This window comes from Variovorax sp. Sphag1AA (genome assembly GCF_014192575.1).
Lineage (GTDB): Bacteria > Pseudomonadota > Gammaproteobacteria > Burkholderiales > Burkholderiaceae_C > Variovorax.
In genome coordinates, this window is the sequence record NZ_JACHYC010000011.1 from 1 (window position 1) to 18,019 (window position 18,019).

General features: G+C 63.1%; 17 protein-coding genes. 7 read left to right on the plus strand and 10 right to left on the minus strand.

The features are described from left to right. The first annotated feature begins 142 nt into the window (after positions 1 to 142). Positions 143 to 1,099: an SMP-30/gluconolactonase/LRE family protein gene (locus tag FHW64_RS31585; protein ID WP_184532941.1), complete on the plus strand. Its 957-nt coding sequence runs from the start codon at positions 143 to 145 to the stop codon at positions 1,097 to 1,099. A 52-nt stretch (positions 1,100 to 1,151) separates the two neighbouring features. Here FHW64_RS31585 and FHW64_RS31590 read toward each other — a convergent pair whose 3' ends face one another. Both FHW64_RS31590 and FHW64_RS31595 read right to left on the minus strand, forming a co-directional pair. After that, a complete protein-coding gene (locus tag FHW64_RS31590) occupies positions 1,152 to 1,328 on the minus strand; it encodes a DUF3563 family protein (RefSeq protein WP_184532943.1) in 177 nt (58 codons plus the stop codon). Between the two features lie 101 nt (positions 1,329 to 1,429). Further along, on the minus strand, positions 1,430 to 1,873 hold the full coding sequence (locus FHW64_RS31595) for a cytochrome c (RefSeq protein ID WP_184532945.1): 444 nt from the start codon (positions 1,871 to 1,873) through the stop codon (positions 1,430 to 1,432). 476 nt (positions 1,874 to 2,349) lie between these two features. On the opposite strand from FHW64_RS31595, the gene FHW64_RS31600 reads away from it, so the two are divergent. The 3 genes from FHW64_RS31600 (at position 2,350) to FHW64_RS31610 (ending at position 4,037) form a co-directional block, all read left to right on the plus strand. Continuing rightward, a complete protein-coding gene (locus FHW64_RS31600; protein ID WP_184532947.1) occupies positions 2,350 to 2,922 on the plus strand; it encodes a hypothetical protein in 573 nt (190 codons plus the stop codon). 521 nt (positions 2,923 to 3,443) lie between these two features. Then, positions 3,444 to 3,722, plus strand: a complete 279-nt coding sequence (locus FHW64_RS31605) for a hypothetical protein (RefSeq protein WP_184532950.1) — start codon at positions 3,444 to 3,446, stop codon at positions 3,720 to 3,722. Between the two features lie 24 nt (positions 3,723 to 3,746). Then, a complete protein-coding gene (locus tag FHW64_RS31610) occupies positions 3,747 to 4,037 on the plus strand; it encodes a hypothetical protein (RefSeq protein WP_184532952.1) in 291 nt (96 codons plus the stop codon). A gap of 7 nt (positions 4,038 to 4,044) precedes the next feature. Here FHW64_RS31610 and FHW64_RS31615 read toward each other — a convergent pair whose 3' ends face one another. The 3 genes from FHW64_RS31615 to FHW64_RS31625 all read right to left on the minus strand — a co-directional run bounded on the left by FHW64_RS31615 (position 4,045) and on the right by FHW64_RS31625 (position 10,042). After that, positions 4,045 to 5,790, minus strand: coding sequence for an alpha/beta fold hydrolase (locus tag FHW64_RS31615; protein ID WP_184532954.1), 1,746 nt, complete (start codon positions 5,788 to 5,790; stop codon positions 4,045 to 4,047). Positions 5,791 to 5,893: 103 nt separating this feature from the next. Further along, a complete protein-coding gene (groL, locus tag FHW64_RS31620; RefSeq protein ID WP_184532956.1) occupies positions 5,894 to 7,519 on the minus strand; it encodes a chaperonin GroEL in 1,626 nt (541 codons plus the stop codon). A gap of 36 nt (positions 7,520 to 7,555) precedes the next feature. After that, complete coding sequence (locus FHW64_RS31625; protein ID WP_184532958.1) at positions 7,556 to 10,042, minus strand: cation-translocating P-type ATPase; 2,487 nt, start codon at positions 10,040 to 10,042, stop codon at positions 7,556 to 7,558. Between the two features lie 312 nt (positions 10,043 to 10,354). Between FHW64_RS31625 and phbB the strand changes: the two genes are divergently transcribed. Beyond that, on the plus strand, positions 10,355 to 11,074 hold the full coding sequence (phbB, locus tag FHW64_RS31630) for an acetoacetyl-CoA reductase (protein ID WP_184532960.1): 720 nt from the start codon (positions 10,355 to 10,357) through the stop codon (positions 11,072 to 11,074). A 122-nt stretch (positions 11,075 to 11,196) separates the two neighbouring features. On the opposite strand, the gene FHW64_RS31635 is transcribed toward phbB, so the two are convergent. Both FHW64_RS31635 and FHW64_RS31640 read right to left on the minus strand, forming a co-directional pair. Next, entirely contained in the window at positions 11,197 to 12,609 is a 1,413-nt protein-coding gene (locus FHW64_RS31635; RefSeq protein ID WP_184532962.1) for a phenylacetate--CoA ligase family protein, read from the minus strand. 19 nt (positions 12,610 to 12,628) lie between these two features. Then, positions 12,629 to 13,279 (minus strand): BON domain-containing protein, encoded by a 651-nt coding sequence (locus FHW64_RS31640; RefSeq protein WP_184532964.1) that lies wholly within the window; start codon positions 13,277 to 13,279, stop codon positions 12,629 to 12,631. A 297-nt stretch (positions 13,280 to 13,576) separates the two neighbouring features. On the opposite strand from FHW64_RS31640, the gene FHW64_RS31645 reads away from it, so the two are divergent. Then, entirely contained in the window at positions 13,577 to 14,227 is a 651-nt protein-coding gene (locus FHW64_RS31645) for a BON domain-containing protein (RefSeq protein ID WP_184532966.1), read from the plus strand. Between the two features lie 79 nt (positions 14,228 to 14,306). Here the strand turns inward: FHW64_RS31645 and FHW64_RS31650 are convergent, their stop codons facing one another. From FHW64_RS31650 to FHW64_RS31660, 3 genes are all read right to left on the minus strand, one after another. After that, on the minus strand, positions 14,307 to 15,818 hold the full coding sequence (locus FHW64_RS31650; RefSeq protein ID WP_184532968.1) for a thymidine phosphorylase family protein: 1,512 nt from the start codon (positions 15,816 to 15,818) through the stop codon (positions 14,307 to 14,309). 43 nt (positions 15,819 to 15,861) lie between these two features. Next, a complete protein-coding gene (locus tag FHW64_RS31655) occupies positions 15,862 to 16,368 on the minus strand; it encodes a universal stress protein (RefSeq protein ID WP_184532970.1) in 507 nt (168 codons plus the stop codon). Positions 16,369 to 16,464: 96 nt separating this feature from the next. Then, complete coding sequence (locus tag FHW64_RS31660; protein WP_184532972.1) at positions 16,465 to 16,737, minus strand: hypothetical protein; 273 nt, start codon at positions 16,735 to 16,737, stop codon at positions 16,465 to 16,467. A 312-nt stretch (positions 16,738 to 17,049) separates the two neighbouring features. Between FHW64_RS31660 and FHW64_RS31665 the strand changes: the two genes are divergently transcribed. Further along, the gene (locus FHW64_RS31665; RefSeq protein WP_311733423.1) at positions 17,050 to 17,607 is read left to right on the plus strand and encodes a chemotaxis protein CheB; all 558 of its coding nucleotides are present in this window, start codon (positions 17,050 to 17,052) and stop codon (positions 17,605 to 17,607) included. Positions 17,608 to 18,019: the final 412 nt, after the last annotated feature.

Here is an 18,019-nt window from a genome sequence, read left to right on the forward strand (position 1 = left end):
CTGGGTGGGCTCGATGCGGCGCGGCTTGATGCACTCCTCACATTCGCCGCGCGCGCGGCCGCGATCACCTGCTCCCGCCGCGGGGCGGACATGCCGCGGCGTCACGAGCTCGCGTGAATGAGGCACTTCGCCTCCAAGCACGATGGACATCGAACGCCTACCCGTCGAACCCAGCCTGCTCGGCGAATCACCACTGTGGCATCCACGAGAGAAAGTGCTGTATTGGTGCGACATCCCGAGCCGCACCCTGCATCGCTATGACCCCGACAACCAGACGCATGCGAGCTGGGTCTTCGCGCACGATCTTGGCTGCTGCGCCGCCTGCGACGACGGTACGCTGATCGTCGCGCAACGGGACGGCCTGCTGCGCCTGGATCCGACGACCGGCAGCCAGACCGTGATTGCCAAGGCACCCTACGACATCGCTGTCGAGCGCTTCAACGACGGCAAGACCGACCCGCAGGGCCGCTTCTGGGTTGGAACGATCTATGAACCGCGCGATGCACCCCACGCATCGCTGTACCGGCTCGATGCACAAGGGCTTCAGCGTGTCGCTGGCCACATCACGACCAGCAACGGACTTGCATGGAGTCCGGACGGCCGCACCATGTACTGGGCTGACACAAAGGCCCACACCATCGCTGCCTGGGACTACGACCCCGAGCGCGGCGAGCCCTCAAATCGTCGCGTCTTCGCCCGGTTCGAGCCGCCGGAAGCACATCGGCTTTCAGGGTACGACGGTCGGCCCGATGGCGCTGCCGTGGATTCGGAGGGCTGCTATTGGGTCGCGATGTTCGAGGGGGGCCGGGTGCTGCGCTATTCCCCGCAAGGCGAGTTGCTGCGCACCATCCACCTACCCGTGCGTTGCCCGACCATGCCCTGTTTCGGGGGTGCCGACCTGCGCACCCTCTACATCACAACCGCGAGAGAGAAGCGGTCGCCAGACGAGCTTGCGGCAATGCCTTGGTCCGGTTGCGTTCTGCAAATGCGCATCGATGTGCCGGGACTTCCCGCCCGCTTTGTGAGACAGGGATTGCAGTCGACGCGAGCGCGACGGCAGTTGGCTTCCTCCCGCCTCCAGCCCTCGCGCTCGACGTGATGCTGAAGCGCTGCGAGGCTTTCTGGTCGCTACGGCCGATCGGCCGACGCACTCAGATGGAGTGCTGCAGGTGGAACGGACGCTGAGCGGTCCGCTGGTCGAGATGCTTCATGCGGCGTTCGAGGTCATAGATGTCGACCGCGCCGGCGAGGTAGGTGTCTTCGAAGTTGGGCTGGGCGGGAAACTGGCTCTTAAGCGCGGCCATGGCGCTTTGCAAGATTTTCTTCATGGTGACGTCGATTATAAGGGTTAACCCTTATATCGCGCAGGGGTCCCGATCCTGAGCCTGGACAAGGGCGTACGCATCAAGGCCCACTTTGTGTGAGCGAGCTACTTCTTCCTGAACGTGTCGTGGCAGGTCTTGCAGGTCTCGCCCAGGGGCCCCATGGCGGCTTTCAGCGCGTCGAGATTGCCGGCTTTCGCGGCGCCCAGGAGCTTTTCCGTGTCGGACATCAATCTCTCGCTCAGCTCTTTGAATTTCGCCTGCTCCTGCCAGATCTCCGGCTTGGCCTTTCCGCCTTCCGTGCCAGGCCCGAATCCGGCCCAGGGAAGTTTCGATATTTCGGCCACAACTTCCGCGTTTGCCACTGCGGCCGTCGCGTCGTAGGGTGCCCTGCCGCTGGCCATGGCACCCAGGCGTGCGACGTGCTGGCTCTGAATGAACATCGCGCTCTGACGGTACTTGATGGCATCTTCGGTCTTGGCAAACTGCGCGCCGGCCGATACGGAAAAGCTGCAAGCGGCAACCAGGACGAGGGGGATGGAGGCTTTCATTCGTAGATCCTTTTGGTTCGTGCACCCGCGGGACGAGACCCCGCTAGAGCAGAACGTTCATCCCCAAAAACGCACGATCGGTTCAATACCCATGAAGCCAGGTCTATTCCGCAACACGGCCCTCCTCGCCCGAAGACACCGTCCCCTCGACCGAGCTCTTGCAGCGCATACCCCTCATGGCGGCCCTGTGGGGCTTCGAAGACTAGCGATCGCCAGATCGCCGCTCTCGATGTGATCGCTCCCGCTTCAGGCCAAGCAGCTAGCGATTGAGACCTAGTGCCGACCGGCAGCTCAAGGCCGCCTCAGTCAGCCCACTCTTCAATTACCTGTGGCGATCCCGCCGTGCGCCAGATACAGTGGGCAGTCGGCCCATGCACACGAATCCCTCAACCCTGCGCCTATCGGCCTCCGTCCGGAGCCGGGGCGCTGCATGATCCTTCGCAGACACGGCAACCACGACTGCAAGGCGAGGGACCATGGACCAGTTGTTCAAGAGTCTCCCCGACATCATCAAGGCGGCGGCGCAGAGCCGGCTGGGCATCCTGGCACTGCTGGTTGTCGCGCTGTCCATCCTGGCGTACGTCTTCTTTGCCAAGGCGACGGTGAAGGTCCGTGTTGGCATCTTCGTGTTGCTCTTCGCCGGCGTCCTCGGGTTCGGTGTTGCGGTCCTTCGCGAGTCGGACTCCAAACCGCCATCCATGGCACCGACATCGGCCCCGGCCCCGGCACCGGCGCCGACGGGGGTAGTTCTCCCGCCGCTATCGAAAGAGGCGCGGATACTGCTCAAGGGTGCTTCAGCCGATCCGGCCGGACTCGTGCTGTACGAGAAATTCGGCGCCAGCGTTGACCTGCACACGAACGGCGAGAGCCTGTTGACCGACAAGGCCGATCACCGCGCGGTGGCCACCTGGGAGGCTGCGTTGCAGGAACTCGTCGACCGTGGTTTGCTCGCCACCCGCGGTGATCGCGGCGAGGTCTACGAGATCACGAAGAAGGGCTACGACGCGAACGGGTCAACGCCTACGGTAAGGGACGATTCGCGGCGATAAGCAGATCCTCGGGCCCGACGGCAGCATCAGCCTCGCCTCTCATTGAGCTGCGGCTTCCCTCGGAGAATCAGCGTCAATCGCCGCTTTGAGGGCTCGCAGCTCCGGGGCGTCAGCCATTGGCCAATCTCTCTTTGGTCATGAAGTCCCCTGCGCCGCGGCGCGCACCGTCGAAGACATGTTCGACAACGAGCAGGTACTGGCAGAGGAGATGGTGGCCAACAGCAGCGGTACGAGCAAGCCGCGCACCGTCGCGCCCGAAGGTGCCTGCGACTCCGGTTCACGCTCTAAACGGCCACCCACGCTGCTATCGATTTCTCCATGGTCGAACCACTGGCGCGTCGCGTGCATGCGCTTGGCTGGCAGGGGGCGAGAAGGCGTTCGCAGGGATCTCGCGCCCCATCCCCATGGGGCGGAATCCGCTAACAAGTTGCGGCAGATCAATGAGCATTGCGCCAAGCACGCCTAGCATTCGAATCAGGAGCGCATTGCATCCCAATTGACTAGCGAAAGGAGTTTTTGCCATGAATCAATCGGAATCGGCTGCAACGCGAGTCGAGGATGCCTTTGTCCTTTCGTCCCTCGGATGGCAGCACCTCTTCCAGGACTGTGCCCAGGAGTTCCAGCAGGCGCAGGTCCGCGCGGTGGCGGAGTGGATAGAAGCGCTCACGTCCATGTACCACGATGCGTGGCAAAGCTGGGCTGCCGCCCTGCCCGGTGGAACACACCCTCTGACCCGCGATCACCTGCACACGCTGCCTTCTCTGGCGGCAGCCCCCCTGGCACCTACGACAGAGTCCTAGTCAATTTCCCTTGAGGCGCGTGAAATGGAAGCCGATGCGATCTACTGCTTTGATCGAGCCAGCGTCTTGTTCCCAATCTACCCCGACGGCCCTACTGGCCACCGAGTGATCGCAGAGATCTCGGAAGACACGCTGCGCGATCTCTTCGGCGCTACCGGCGGTGGTGAAAGCCTCGTACAGGCCTGCAAAGAGCACTTCGATGTGATCGAGCAAATGGCCCTGCATCTGCATCGTCGCGACCCGCATCGCTCGTTGATCCTCGAGACTCAGGATTTCTCGCTACCGGCGATGTTCTCGACCGATCACGCAGATTGACTCTCTCCTACGACTCTTTTACGTACGAGCCCGGTGCGGGAATCTCTTTGCCATTCACCGCAACGCCTTGCACGGGCAGTGTCGCGATCTCGCCGCTGGAGTGCTTTCGCAGCCAGTGGGTCCACGCCGGCCACCAGGAACCGTGCGAATACTGCGCACTGGCGAACCACTCGTCTGGCTCTGCGGGCGCCTTGCGTGCGGCATGGTGGGCCTTGCGGTACGACGCAGCCGTATGTGCCGCCGGCCCGGCCGGAGGGTTCACGATGCCCACGTTGTGTCCGCCGGAGGTCAGCAGGAAGTCGATGGGCGAATCAACGAGCCGGTGAATCCTGTAGACCGACTTCCATGGCGATACATGGTCGTTCTCGGTCGCGACCACGAACATGGGAACGCCGATTCGCGACAAGTCGACCGGTTCATGCGAAGTGCACCGATAGCGCCCCTCCGCCAGATCGTTGCGCAGGTAAAGATGCCGCAGGTATTCCGCGTGCATCCGCGCGGGCATGCGGGTGGCATCGGCATTCCATGCGCGTAGCGCAGTCATCGGCGTGGTGGCGCCCATCAGATACTCATGTACCAGCTTGGACCATACGAGGTCTTTCGAGTTGATGAGTTGAAAGGCCCCTGCCATCCGCCTGCCATCCAGGTAGCCGTTCTCGGTCATGAGGTCCTCGAGAAAGGAAATCTGGCTCTCGTCCATGAAGAGTCCCAGCTCTCCCGGCTCGGAGAAGTCGGTTTGCGCAGCGAACAGCGTCAGCGTCCGGATGGCATGAGGGCATTCGGGCAACGCCGCCGAAATGGCCAGCAGCGTGCCGCCGAGGCAGTAGCCTGCCGCGTGGACATCCGACTCCGGATACAACGAACGAATGGTGTCGAGCGATTCGAACACGCCATGGCGAACGTAGTCCTCCATTCCCAGACCGGCCTGACCGCTGCGGGGGTTGCGCCACGAGACGATGAAGACCGTATGCCCGTTGTCCACCAGGTACTTCACCAGTGAATCCTCGGGCGTAAGGTCGAGGATGTAGAACTTCATGATCCAGGCCGGAACGATGAACACCGGCTCGCGCAGAACGGTGGCGGTTGTCGGCTCATACTGGATCAGCTCTGCCAGTTCGTTGCGCATGACGACCTTGCCCGGGGTCAGGGCCACGGCTTTGCCCGGCAGGAATGCCTCCACACCGCGTGGCTTGGCATCGCCCGCGACCGCAGCCGCATCGCGAACCCAGTTGATCCAACCATTGGCCAGGTTCGCGCCGCCCGTCAACAGGGTCTGTTTCAGCACCTCCGGATTTGTAGCGACGAAGTTGGACGGCGACACCATGTCAAGCCATTGGCGCGCAACGAAGGCCACCTGGTCTTCGTGGTGTTTCGAAACACCGCGCACGCCTCGGCAGGCCTCCTCCCACCACTGCTGGGTCGACAGAAACGCCCGAGCCAACGCGTCGAAGGGAGGCTGCTTCCATTCCGGCCGCGCGAACCGTTTGTCCTGGACGGCCATCGCCTCGTCTGCCTCGGCGTCCTTCTCGCTCGACACAAGGGCCAACCACCACGCAAGTGATCTCCGAAGCGCACTGGCCGAAAGCTCCGTCTGCTTTGTGGGCGACACCATCAAGTGCGCCAGCCAGTCGGATTGCGCCTGCGCAAGCGATGCGGGCGAGATCCCGTTGGCAAGCCGCGCGATCCACTGCTTGAGCGGTAGATCCATGGCAGCCGGCCCATGACCGGCCGGGCAAACGTATGAATGTTCCATCGCTCGATCCTCGCCGGGCCTCAAACCGCCGTGTTTGCGGCACGTCAAGGCTGAAGGCATTTGGCGAACGGATGCACGGCGAATCTTGCAAACTCGCGCCCCCTCAGAACATATCGGCTGAAGGCGCAGCCTGCTGTGGCTGCTCTTTCCTGGGCACATCCGCCACCATGCAGTCGATCGTGAGGATCAGGCTTGCGATAGAGCAGGCGTTCTGCAACGCCAGGCGCGTGACCTTGGCCGGATCGATGACACCCATATCCAGCATGTCGCCGTATTCACGACGGGCTGCGTTGTAGCCAAAACTCGGCCGATCGGCCGCGTCGACCCGGTCCAGCACGATGGAGGGTTCCTGCGCGGCATTGAGAACGATGCGGCGCATCGGCTCTTCCAGCGCGCGGATCACGATCTTCAGGCCCGAGTCTTCATCGAGCGTGGGCAGCGTCACGCCCACGAGCGCCTTCCGGGCGCGCAGCAGGGCCACCCCGCCCCCTGGGACGATGCCCTCCTCGATCGCGGCGCGAGTGGCATGCAGAGCGTCCTCGACACGCAACTTCCGCTCCTTCAGCTCCGTCTCAGTGGCCGCACCGACCTTGATCACGGCCACGCCGCCCGACAGCTTGGCGATGCGCTCGTCCAGCTTCTGGCGGTCGTAGTCGCTGCCGAGCTTTTCGCGCTCTTTCTTCAGCGTCGCGATGCGTTCGCGGATGGCCGATGCCTCGCCGGCACCGCCGACGATGGTGGTGTTCTCCTTGTCGACCACCACGCGACGCGCTCGTCCGAGATGCTCCAGCGTGGCCTTTTCGAGCGATACGCCCAGCTCCGCGGATAGCACCTGTCCCCCCGTAACGAGGGCAATGTCCTGCAACATTGCCTTGCGGCGGTCACCGAAGCCCGGTGCCTTGACGGCGCAAGTCTTGATCACGCCGCGAATGGCGTTGACGACCAGGGTCGCCAGCGCATCGGCCTCGACTTCCTCGGCGACGACAAGCAAGGGCATTCCGGCCTTCGCGGCCGATTCGAGCAACGGCACGAGTTCCTGCAGGCCGGACAGCTTCTGGTCGTACAGCAGCACGGCGACGTCTTCCAGCACGCAGGTCTGCCGCTCCGGGTTGTTGATGAAGTAGGCCGACAGATAGCCGCGATCGAACTGCAGCCCTTCGACGGTCTCGAGCTCGCTCGCGATGCCCGATCCATCCTCGATCGACACCGCCCCATCGCGTCCCACCTTGTCCATGGCCCTTGCGACCAGTTCGCCGATGGAGCGGTCGTTGTTCGCGGAGATCGCTGCGACATGGGCGATCTCCTGCGATGTGGCGCAGGGTTGCGCCATCTTCTTGAGCTCGGTCACGACGATCTCGACGGCCTGCTCGATGCCGTGCTTCAGTTCCATCGGATTCATGCCGGCCGCCAAATACTTCAGGCCTTCCTGCACCAGGCCGTGGGCCAGCACAGTGGCTGTGGTGGTGCCGTCACCCGCCATCTCGCTCGTGCGCGCGGCAACTTCGCGCATCAGCTGCGCACCCATGTTCTCGAAGCGGTCTTCGAGCTCGATCGATTTCGCGACAACCACCCCTGAATTGACGATCTGGGGCGCACCGAACTCACGGTCAAGCACCACGGTGCGGCCTCTCGGACCCAACGTGACCTTCACGGCCTCGGCCAGCGTATCAACTCCACGGCGGATCTTGTCGCGGGCTTCTTCCCGGAACAGCAGCTTCTTGGCAGACATCTTGAAGACCTCCTGCCCGGATGATTGGCCGTCTTGTCAATGTCGGGCTTGCGCCAAGTCAACCAACGAGTTCTCGCCTGGAAGATCCATACGCTGGGTCCGAACAGCCACAAGGCCACCTCCGACCGCGGCGGCAATGCCCAGTGCCATGGCCGCCAGCAGGCCTGGTCCATTCACCGGCGCGAAACGCAGCAGCTCGCGGGCACCCGGCAGCAGTACGCCCGCTGTCATCACCATCACCGACACCGCCGTCACGATGACGAGAGGCCAACTCGCGAATGCACTGCGCGCCCCTTGCGGCCGAGCCAACATCCATACGAGTGAGAGATTGCCCACCGTGAGCGCGCAAACGGCAAGTGTCCGCGCCTCATCGGCGGTACCACCGTTGGCGAGAGCGATTCCCCAAACGCCGAGCACCGAAAGAAGCAACAGCAACCCGGCAACCAGCCCACCCCGAAGCGATTGCCAGCGGAACGCGTGTGCGTCGCGCGGACGGGGACGGCGGCTCATCAGGCTCTGCGCCTCTGGCACGCCTTCGAATGCGAACGAGCACAGCGGATCGATCACCATCTCAGTGAGGACCACGTGGATCGGCAGCATCAGCACCGGCATTCCCAGCATCACCGGCACGAAGGCGAGTCCGGCGATAGGAACATGAATGGCGACGATGTAGAAGATGGCCTTTCGCAAGTTGTCGTCGATGCGACGTCCCAGACGCACGCCATCGACAATGCGCGTGAAGTCTTCATCCAGCAGCACCAGCCCGGCCGCCTCACGCGCAACATCAGTGCCACGCACGCCCATCGCAATGCCGACATGCGCCGCTTTGAGCGAGGGCGCGTCGTTGACGCCGTCGCCGGTCATCGCGACCGTCTCGCCGTTCGCCTGGAATGCCTTCACGAGGCGTAACTTCTGAAGCGGCGTGACGCGGGCGAACACGCGGACCCTGCGCGTCACACGGGCCAGCGCCTGGTCATCGAGCGCTTCGAGCGCATCTCCGGTCATCACACCCGCGGATGTATCGATACCAGCTTGCCGAGCGATCGCGCGGGCTGTGGCGGCGTGATCGCCCGTGATCATTGCAACCTCGATGCCCCCCTTGCGCGCCGTCGCCACGGCATCCGGCACGTCCGCGCGCAACGGGTCCTCGAAGGCAAGCAGCCCCAGCAGCGAGAAATCGAGTTCATGAAGACTCGGTAGCGCCTCGGATCGCGGCGCGATCGCGCGTGCGACCGCCAGTATGCGCAAGCCGCGGTTGGCGAGCTCTTCCACCTGCCGGTGAAGCCGCGAGCCCTCGTCTGCCGACAGCCTGCAGATCGAGGCGATCGCCTCCGGCGCGCCCTTGGCCGCCACCTCGACCGTGCCATCCGCTCGCAACCAGGCTTGCGCCATCGCGGGGAGTTTGGGTGTCATCGGGTACTCGCGCGCCAGCGCCCAATGCTGATGCAAAAGTCCCTCGCCTGTACCGAGGATCGCGCGATCGATCGGGTCGAGCGTTCCGCGGCGAGAGGCCAGCATCGCGCACAACAGTGCCGTGCGTACCGGCAATGCATCGTCGATGGGATCATGCGCGGCGGGCGATCCCGGCAATACGATGCCCACCAGCTTCATCCTGTTCTCGGTGAGCGTGCCGGTCTTGTCCACGCACAGCACGGTGGCCGCGCCAAGTGCCTCGATCGCGGCCGGACGCCGTGCGAGAACCTTGACCGATGCCATCCGCCACGCGCCAAAAGCGAGAAACACGGTGAGCACCATCGGAATCTCCTCGGGCAGCATCGACATACCGAACGCGATGCCGGCCAAGGCACCCTGCAGCCAATTCCTTGAACCAATACCCAGCCAGACCGCCAGAAGCACACTCAGGATGAAGGCGAGCACCGCCAGCCATCGGGTGACGCGCGCGAGTGTCTGTTGCAACGGCGTCGGCGCGAGGTCGATGCGTTCCAGGGAGGCGCCGATGGCTCCCATGCGGGTGCGCAAGCCGGTCGCTTGCACTTGCGCAACGCCATGTCCGGCCACGACCAATGTCCCGGCATAGGCGGCGTCCCCAACCTGCTTGGGCACACTCACGGACTCCCCTGTGAGCAGCGATTCATCGCATTCAAGCGCCGTGCATTCGCGCAACTGCACATCCGCCGCAATACGCTCGCCTTCGCCGATGAGCATCGCATCGCCCGCCACGACTTCCGCCGCGGGAACGCGCACCCATTGGTTGTCGCGCAGCACTCGCACATATGGCACAGCCAATGCACGCAGTGCGTCAAGCGCGCGATCCCCCCGCCGTTGCTGAACGATGACCAAGCCGACAGTAACGACCGCGAAGCCACCAAGCAGCAGGCCTTCGGACAACTCTCCAATCAAGAGGTAGAGCGCCGCGGCCGCAAGCAGAAGCAGAAACATCGGCTCGTGCGCCACGTTCCTGACCAACGCAGCGAAACCGCTGCGCCGTGACGGCTCGATGTCGTTCGGACCATCACGCGCGAGTCGCTCGCGCGCTTCCTGGCTGGTCAGACCATCTGTCACTTCGAAGCCACGGCGCCGAACGCCGGATAGCCGACGCGGGCGGATACGCCGACGACCTCGCGTCGGCAAAGGGATTTGAGGTTCATGGTTGCACTCCAGAAATGAACGCGCCAATGCAGCGAGCCCGCGGTTACTCTGGCCGACCGGCGGCAGGCCGCGCTTGACATGCATCAAGCGGAATCCACCCCCGCCGCATCAGCGCCGCCAAAGCGCGCCGTTGATCCAGCGCAAGCCGGCCGATGGTCCCATTGCCTAGAGTCACCGGGTCGGGCTCGCTCGCCCGCACCTTAATCCTTGAAAGGAAGAGCTGACATGCGCGTCGCACTCGTCACCGGCGGCACGGCCGGCATCGGAGCGGCCACGGCGCAGGCGTTGCAGGACGCCGGCTATCGTGTGGCCGCCACCTACGGCTCCAATAGCGACGCCGCAAACCGCTTCTCCAAACAGACCGGCATACCTGTCTTCGCATGGAACGTTGCTGACTTTGGGGCGTGCCGCGAGGGCGTGGCGCGCGTGGAGGCGCAAACAGGGCCGGTCGACGTCCTGGTCAACAATGCCGGCATCACGCGGGACGCCATGCTGCACAAGATGTCCGACGAACAATGGCGCGAAGTGATCGACATCAACCTCGGCGGCTGCTTCAACATGTGCCGCGCGGTCATCGAAGGCATGCGCGAGCGCCGCTTCGGGCGCATCGTCAGCATGGGTTCAGTCAACGGCCTGTCCGGGCAGGTCGGGCAGTCCAACTATGCGGCAACCAAGGCGGCATTGATCGGGTTCAGCAAGTCGCTCGCGCTCGAAAGCGCCTCACGCAACATCACGGTCAACGTGATCGCGCCGGGATACACCGACACCGCCATGGTCGGCGCGGTGCCACCCGATGTGCTCGCCACCATTCTCAAGACCGTCCCGGTGGGTCGGCTCGCGACACCGGCCGAGATCGCGCGCGCAGTCGTGTTTCTCGCTTCCGAAGACGCGGGTTTCATCACCGGCATCACGTTGTCAATCAACGGAGGCAAGTACATGCCTTAGCGCGAGCCGCTCGGTGCCCACGCGGCAGGCGCGCGTGACCAATCTTGAGGAGTTGATCGAGCATGCGCGCAGCCAGGGCGTCGGCCAGCTCACTGGCATCGTGCTGCACGAGGGCGTGATCGCTATTTTGTGAAGCCGCCGGTGAGGTCTCTGACCACCCGCGAGACCTTGCCGCTGCGACCGACCTGTCGGGGCTCGCCCGCTTGGCACGCAATTCGAACACCTGCCGCACCCTGAGATCGCAGGAAATCAGCGAGGGCACATTGGGCCTTTTGAAGCAGCTCCTCGGCCTCGGCGCTTTTCGACGCGGTGTTCAGGATCAGGTCGCACGGGCCCTTCTGCACAAGCTGGAAATCGAAAAGCCCGGATCCTTCTTCGATCGCAGTACTCAACGCAAGAGGAAGCACGCAGACGGAGCTGCGCTCGTTACCCAGGCGAAGCGTCTCCTCGCAGCGGCCCTCTATCTCGATCAACGGCAGATGTGAGCCGCATCTGCACCTATGCGCATGCAGGGTCACGCGGTCGCCCAGGTCGTATCGGATGATCGGCTGAACGTGATTGGCGAGATTCGTGAGGAGTACCGTCGCGCCAGCTTCGCCAAAGGGCACCGCCTGTCCCCGCTTGTCCACCGACTCGAGAATCGCCCAATCGCTGTTGAGGTGCATGGCACCCTTTTCACACTCGAAGGCGAGCGAAAGAAACTCCGAAGCCCCATAGCTGTTCGCCAGTGCGCAGCCGAACGCCCGCCCGATGGATTCGCGGTTTGCCGGAGACAGGTTCTCGCCGCCGGTCCAGACTTCGCGGGGCGCTGTGTTCATACGTCCCTGCGTCCGTTCTTCCGCCAGCAGCGCTGCCGCGCTGGGGTAAGTCGCGATCACGGACGGCACCATGGCGTCGATCTCCCGAACGATGTCCTCCAGGGGCTGCATGAAGGAGATGCAGCGCAGACGTTGCGCAAACAGCGGATTGAGCCGCCGTAGCCGCTCGATGGAGACCGTGCTTGCGAAATGACCGTTCGTGGCCCCGACGAAAGCCATCCGCTCACTCCATCCCCACGGATCGAACAGCCGTCGCATGGGCCTCAGCATAGGCCGGCGGATTGCATCGAGCGCGTCGAACACGGCCAGAGCGAGGGCATCCTGGACAAAGATCGCCGGCTCGCCGCTGCTGCCGGAGCTCTCCCATATCAGGTAGCGCCTCATGTAGGACTCGGCAATACGATGCGGGTCCGAGACAAAGCGGCGCAGGTCGTCGAGGCGAATGGCAGGATCCGTGACCCACTGGTCGAAGTGATTCATCAGATCGGCCTTCCTCATGACCGGCAGGTCTTCCAGGCAGGCCTTGTCCAAATCCGTGTGGCGCAACATGCGCCGATACAAGGGCGAGCGCTCCTTGGCCGATGCAACCAGACGCCGCAGACGTTGCCTCCGCCGTTGCTCCAAGGCCCCCGCGTCGGCGTGCGACGCCATAGCGACGTCCGTCGCGATCGATCCCCAAAGGTAGAGATCTATTGGCGGAGGCATGACGAACGACACGGCAGCCTCGAAGGCGGACTCAGTCGGAGACCTTCAACTCGTTGAAAACCTTTGTCACACCCACAGCGGACCAAGCGGCACCCTGCGCCGCCGACCGCTCTGCCCAGGAGTGGACCGTGCCCCGCAATCTTGCTTCGGATCCTTCGATAAGAACATCGATATGCTGCGCCTCCTTCTCCGCCTGGCGGACCAATGCATCGCGAATCTTTGCCATGACGTTGGCATGAGCGGGCCGCTGCTTGAGCACGACGTTGTTGCTGACCCCTGTGACGCCTGTGAGTGACCGCACGGCTCGGGCGGCCGCGTTGCGCTGGTAGTCCCACTCCACATCGCCCTTGAGCGTGATCCAGCCTTGCTCGACCTTCAGGCTGATGCCAGCGGGCACCTGAGCGTCCCACGTCAGCGCATCTTCCGCGGCGGCAGCAATCTCGGAATCGCTTCGCTTGTGGCTCGGGGCAAGCTTGACGTCGAGCTCCATCGCCAGTGCTTTGACACCTTGCACGCGCTGGACGGCACGTTCCACAAGGAACTTCTCGCGGTAGGTCGCGAGGTGTCCCGTCACGGTCACCACGCCGTTCTCAACCATCACCCCGATGTGTGCCGGGTTGACTGCCGGGTCCCATTGAAGTTCGCTTTCCACGTCCTTCTTCAGTTGCGCATCAGTCTTCATGATCAACCTTTCAGAAATCATCTGTCCTTCGATAGGAGGCACGCAAAGCGCGCGAGCGCCGCACGTCCACGAAATGCTATGGACCTGTGCTGTCCTCCGGTTTGATTCATCGCAACTCCGACTATCTGCGTCAAAGGATTGTTCGGGATGGATCAAGGCATGCTGGGCGGAAATCGCTCACCTCGATTGACGCAGCGCAAGCCCATGAGCTTCAAGACTGCCTAGAGTCGAACCGAAGGTCGGCTTTGTGTTCCAGCCGACCGCTTCAACGGCTCACTTGCCTGAAAGGAAGTTCATATGCGATCCGATGCACAGCTCAGAAACGATGTCCAGGCTGAACTGGACTGGGACCCGGCAGTCAACCCGGCACACATCGGGGTGATCGCTGCGGATGGCGTTGTTACCCTGACTGGACATGTCGCCAGTCACGCTGAGAAGTACGCTGCGGAAGCCGCAGCCCGTCGCGTGAAGGGCGTAAAGGCGCTCGCGGTGGAAATGACCGTGAAACTTCCCGCGTCCGATACGCGCTCGGACGCGGACATTGCGATGGCGGCTGAGCGTGGACTGGAATGGTCGGTGCTTGTTCCAACCGGAAAGATCAAGCCGATGGTCGAAGGAGGCTGGGTCACTCTCAACGGAGAGGTCGAATGGGACTATCAGCGTCGAGCCGCCGAGCGGTCGGTCCGTAATCTCATGGGCGTCACCGGCGTCACAAACGCGATCAAGATCATCCCGAAGGTGAAGGCGACCGACGTCGAGAAACGCCTTCACGATGCTCTTTCGCGACAAGCGAACCGAGAGGCCGATCGCATCCAGGTCACCGTAGTCGGCTCCGAGGTTCATCTCAGGGGCAAGGTCCACTCGTGGGCGGAACTCGATGCAGTGCAGGGCGCTGCCTGGTCTGCACCCGGCGTTCACTCAGTGGTCAACGACCTGACAGTCGATTGAGAAGGTACGGCCGTGTGAAATGTGGCGACAGTCCCGCACCTGTGCAGCGAGGGCCTCGATGCGATTCGCGATGCTCGAGTCAGGGACCAGTCGCCGCCGCGAGTTGAATCGCCGGTAGCTGGGTCCGCATGAAGTTGAGCGCGTATTGCAGCGCTCCCTCGCTCTGGGCATGAAGCGTCATCAATGGTTGGCCCAGTTCGATCTGGTCACCTACCTGCGCATGAAGAACTGCTCCGGCGGTTGGATCGCGCGGTGCGCCTGCCAACTTGGCTGCTCGCGCCACCAGCCTCGTGTCGATCGAAGAAATAGAACCGCTCGCGTGCGCGGCGATCACATACGTGTGCGAGGCCTTGGGCGGCATGCGCAAGCCACCCTGCGCTTCACAGATGGCGATGAACTTGGCGAGTGCCCGCCCCTCGTCGAGCACCTGCCGCGCCATCTCAGTCCCGGTGCCCTCGGGTGTTCTGCCGGCCATTTCCAGAACGAGGCCGGCCAACATCAGCGCGCGCTCGCGCAGGTCATGCGGTGCGCCAGGCGCGCCCTCGAGCACCGCCATGACATCGGCCGCTTCCAGCGCCGGGCCGATCCCCCGTCCAACCGGCCGAGTGCCATCGGTCATCACCGTACGGACCTGCAGGCCCATGGCGGCGCCAACGGCGACGAGCCCCTTCGACAGAGCTTCGGCGGCGCTGGCGCTGCGAACCTTGGTCAGCGGTCCGACCGGAAGGTCGATCAGCACGCGCTGAGAGCCGACAGCAACCTTCTTCGAGAGAATCGATGCGATCAGCAGGCCCTGACTGTCGAGACTGAGAGGTCGCTCCACGCGGATGAGGATGTCGTCCGCCGGGCTGATGCGGGTGTTTCCGCCCCAGACGATGCAGCCGCGCTCTCGTTGCACAACCCGCCGCATGGTGGATAGATCGAGGTCAACGGGCGCAAGGACCTCCATGGTGTCCGCGGTTCCAGCCGCGGAAGTGATCGCGCGCGACGAGGTTTTCGGCATCGTCACGCCGCATGCTGCAACGATCGGCACCACCAGTAGCGTGGTCCTGTTGCCCGGTAGTCCCCCGATGCAGTGCTTGTCCATGACGGGCGTCTGGCCCCATGCGACACGCTCGCCCACGTCGACCATCGCGCGCGTAAGCGCCACCGTTTCCTCTACGTCGAGCCCGTTGCCGGCGCACAGCGTGATGAGTGATGCGAGATGGATGTCCGGCACACGCCCCTGGCTCACGTCCTCCATCAACGCGCGCAAGGCTGCATAGGTGAAGGGGCGCCCATGCACCTTGCCGCGCAGATGTGCCAGCGACTCAAGCACCGGGGGATGCCTTACTTCGACGAGGTCGCCTTCCGTGGCATCGAGCATGGTCCAGGCCGCATCCGACAAAGCAATCTCATCACGAGAGAGCCAGTCACTGCTCACATGGTTGAGGATCGCCAGGAGATGCCGGCCCTTGTCGATGACCTCGACCTGTGTTTGCGCCTCGAATCCTTCCGCCCGGCAGACATGGCAATCGCTTCGCATGTAGACAACTGGCTGCTGGTACGTGTCGATGCCCGCGCGGCGAACCGGCAGCCGATCGAAGGCCATGGAACCTATCCCCTTCTCAACCCAGTTCCTCACGCCTGACGAGTCATTCGGCGGCGGCAAGGGCTGACGTGGTGGCGCGCGACACCTCATCGGAGAGCGTGGTATCCGGCGCGCGGACCAGCAGGATCGGAACGGGCGCTACGCGCAAGATGCGTTCAGCTCCGCTTCCCAGCAGCAAACGGCTCGCGCCACGCCTTCCATGCGTGCTCAGAACGATCAGGTCCGCTCCCCATTCGCGCGCTTCCTCGGCAACCTTGTCCTGAACTTCGCCTCTGAAGGCGTCGCACAGACGCGTCTCGACTTGGACACCCGCCGCACACGCGACCGCCTTGGCTTTGTCCAGAATCTTCATGGCGTCGCCCCGCAACGAGGCGATCAGATCGTTCGAAATGCCCGAATTGCTCCCAAGGGCAAGCGCGAATGACAGGTCATCAATGACGTGGAACAAACGAAGCCGTCCCTGCGTCATCTTCGCGATGCGGATCGCTTCGGAAAGACCGCAATTGGATATGACACTCCCATCGATGGGCACCAGAATGCGTTGGTACATGGCGTCTCCTCAAGTAGATCAAGGACCCCAAGTATTCGCGCCGCATTCGGAACCGCATTGATGCAGCGCAAGTCAGCCGAGCGACGCGCTCCGAACTCAAGATGAAGCGGGCACGCGTCGTTCGCGCTGGGGTGGATTGCCGCTTCCGGCCCCATGCCTGGCCTCGCGAATCTCCTCGCGAATGCAATGCACCAGATAGAGCCCGCCACTCAAGTGCCCCAGTGCCAGGACAATGCTGATCACAGAAAAGACCGGGTCCTCCCGGATACCAGCACTTGCATCCAGCAGTGCAAACGAAAGCGCCACAAGAATGAAGAGCCACGCAAGCGATGCGATGGATGCGTGGACATAGATCCAGAGGGTCTTCACGGCGATCCTTTCAAAAAGCGCCCCCAACCATACTGATGGCGCGGCGAAAAACCTTGACCTCGCGCAAGGTCGTGATGGCCTCATGCTCCCGCATCTCGACTTCTTGGCGCGCCGCGGCCGCGTGCACGTGACCAGAGCGGCAGCCAACTTGACGCATATCAAGAACTAGGCAATGAAGGCCTCCTATTCTCGATATTCGAAGCCACCTGCGCTGCGGGATTCAGAGGTTCGTCTCCGAGGCTACCGGTGCAGTGGTCCAGATGCAGTTGAAGCGATGAAGATGGAGGTTCGACCGTGATTCACTGGCTAGTTGTGATCGGAGGTGGTAAAGGTTCAGCGAGAGCCGCATCCACCATACTCGGTAGTCTGCCAATAGACTTCCCGGCTCCGGTCATTCTGGCTCTATCGCGTGAAGAGCTTGGCCAAGAATTCAGTCGAACTCTCAAGTACGCGAAGGGCCCTCGCATGACTATCGCTCGCGAAGGCTTGTTGCCGGCGGCATCCACTTCTTATGTCGCACCCGTGCACAAGTGCATTCGTATCGAGGCCGATGGAACTCTCGGGTTATCAGAACTGACCCGGGACGCCGCAGATCCCGCCGATCTCGCACTCGAGTCGGCTGCAGCGATCTATGGCAAGAAGGTCATCGGGGTGGTGCTCAGTGGCGAGGGCCATGACGGCACCCGAGGCCTCAATCAAATAGCCGCGCGTGGTGGCGTTCGAATCGTCCAGAGTCCCAGTGACTCTCGACGACCCCAGATGCCGTCCAGTGCCGTTCTGGGTGATCACCCAAACTACGTCGTTATGGTTGACGAAATCGCGCCGTTGCTCGTGCGAATCGTGCAGGCGTCGACACCCCGTTCGTGCTAGGACGCCAAGGGGCTCGACGTCCGCTTGGGGCAACGAAGCGCCTGATCCGCCCTGCTCTTCCGGTCGGCTGCTTTCGCTGCGGATCTCCAGCTCAAGCGTGGCGGTTGAAGGACAGCAAAGGAGCACAGTGCAGCCGAGCGAGGCCGTCTTGGCGAAGCCGGCAGTGCAGCGAGAGCGGTCGACTGGCAGGGCGGGGGGAACTACTTCTGTGTGCGCCCATTGCGGACGATCGCTCATACCCTTGGGTTGAGTGCAGCACGGCCGATTGCGGTCATTGGGCCGCGCCTCGGAATTCACTCGAGAGCGGTAGGCAAGCCGCACCGGCCAGCGACTGCCTCTTCGACACGCCCAACCCAGACCGCACATCGGTTGCCAAATGCGCCAGATATGATCTCCAAGTCGGTAAAGATTT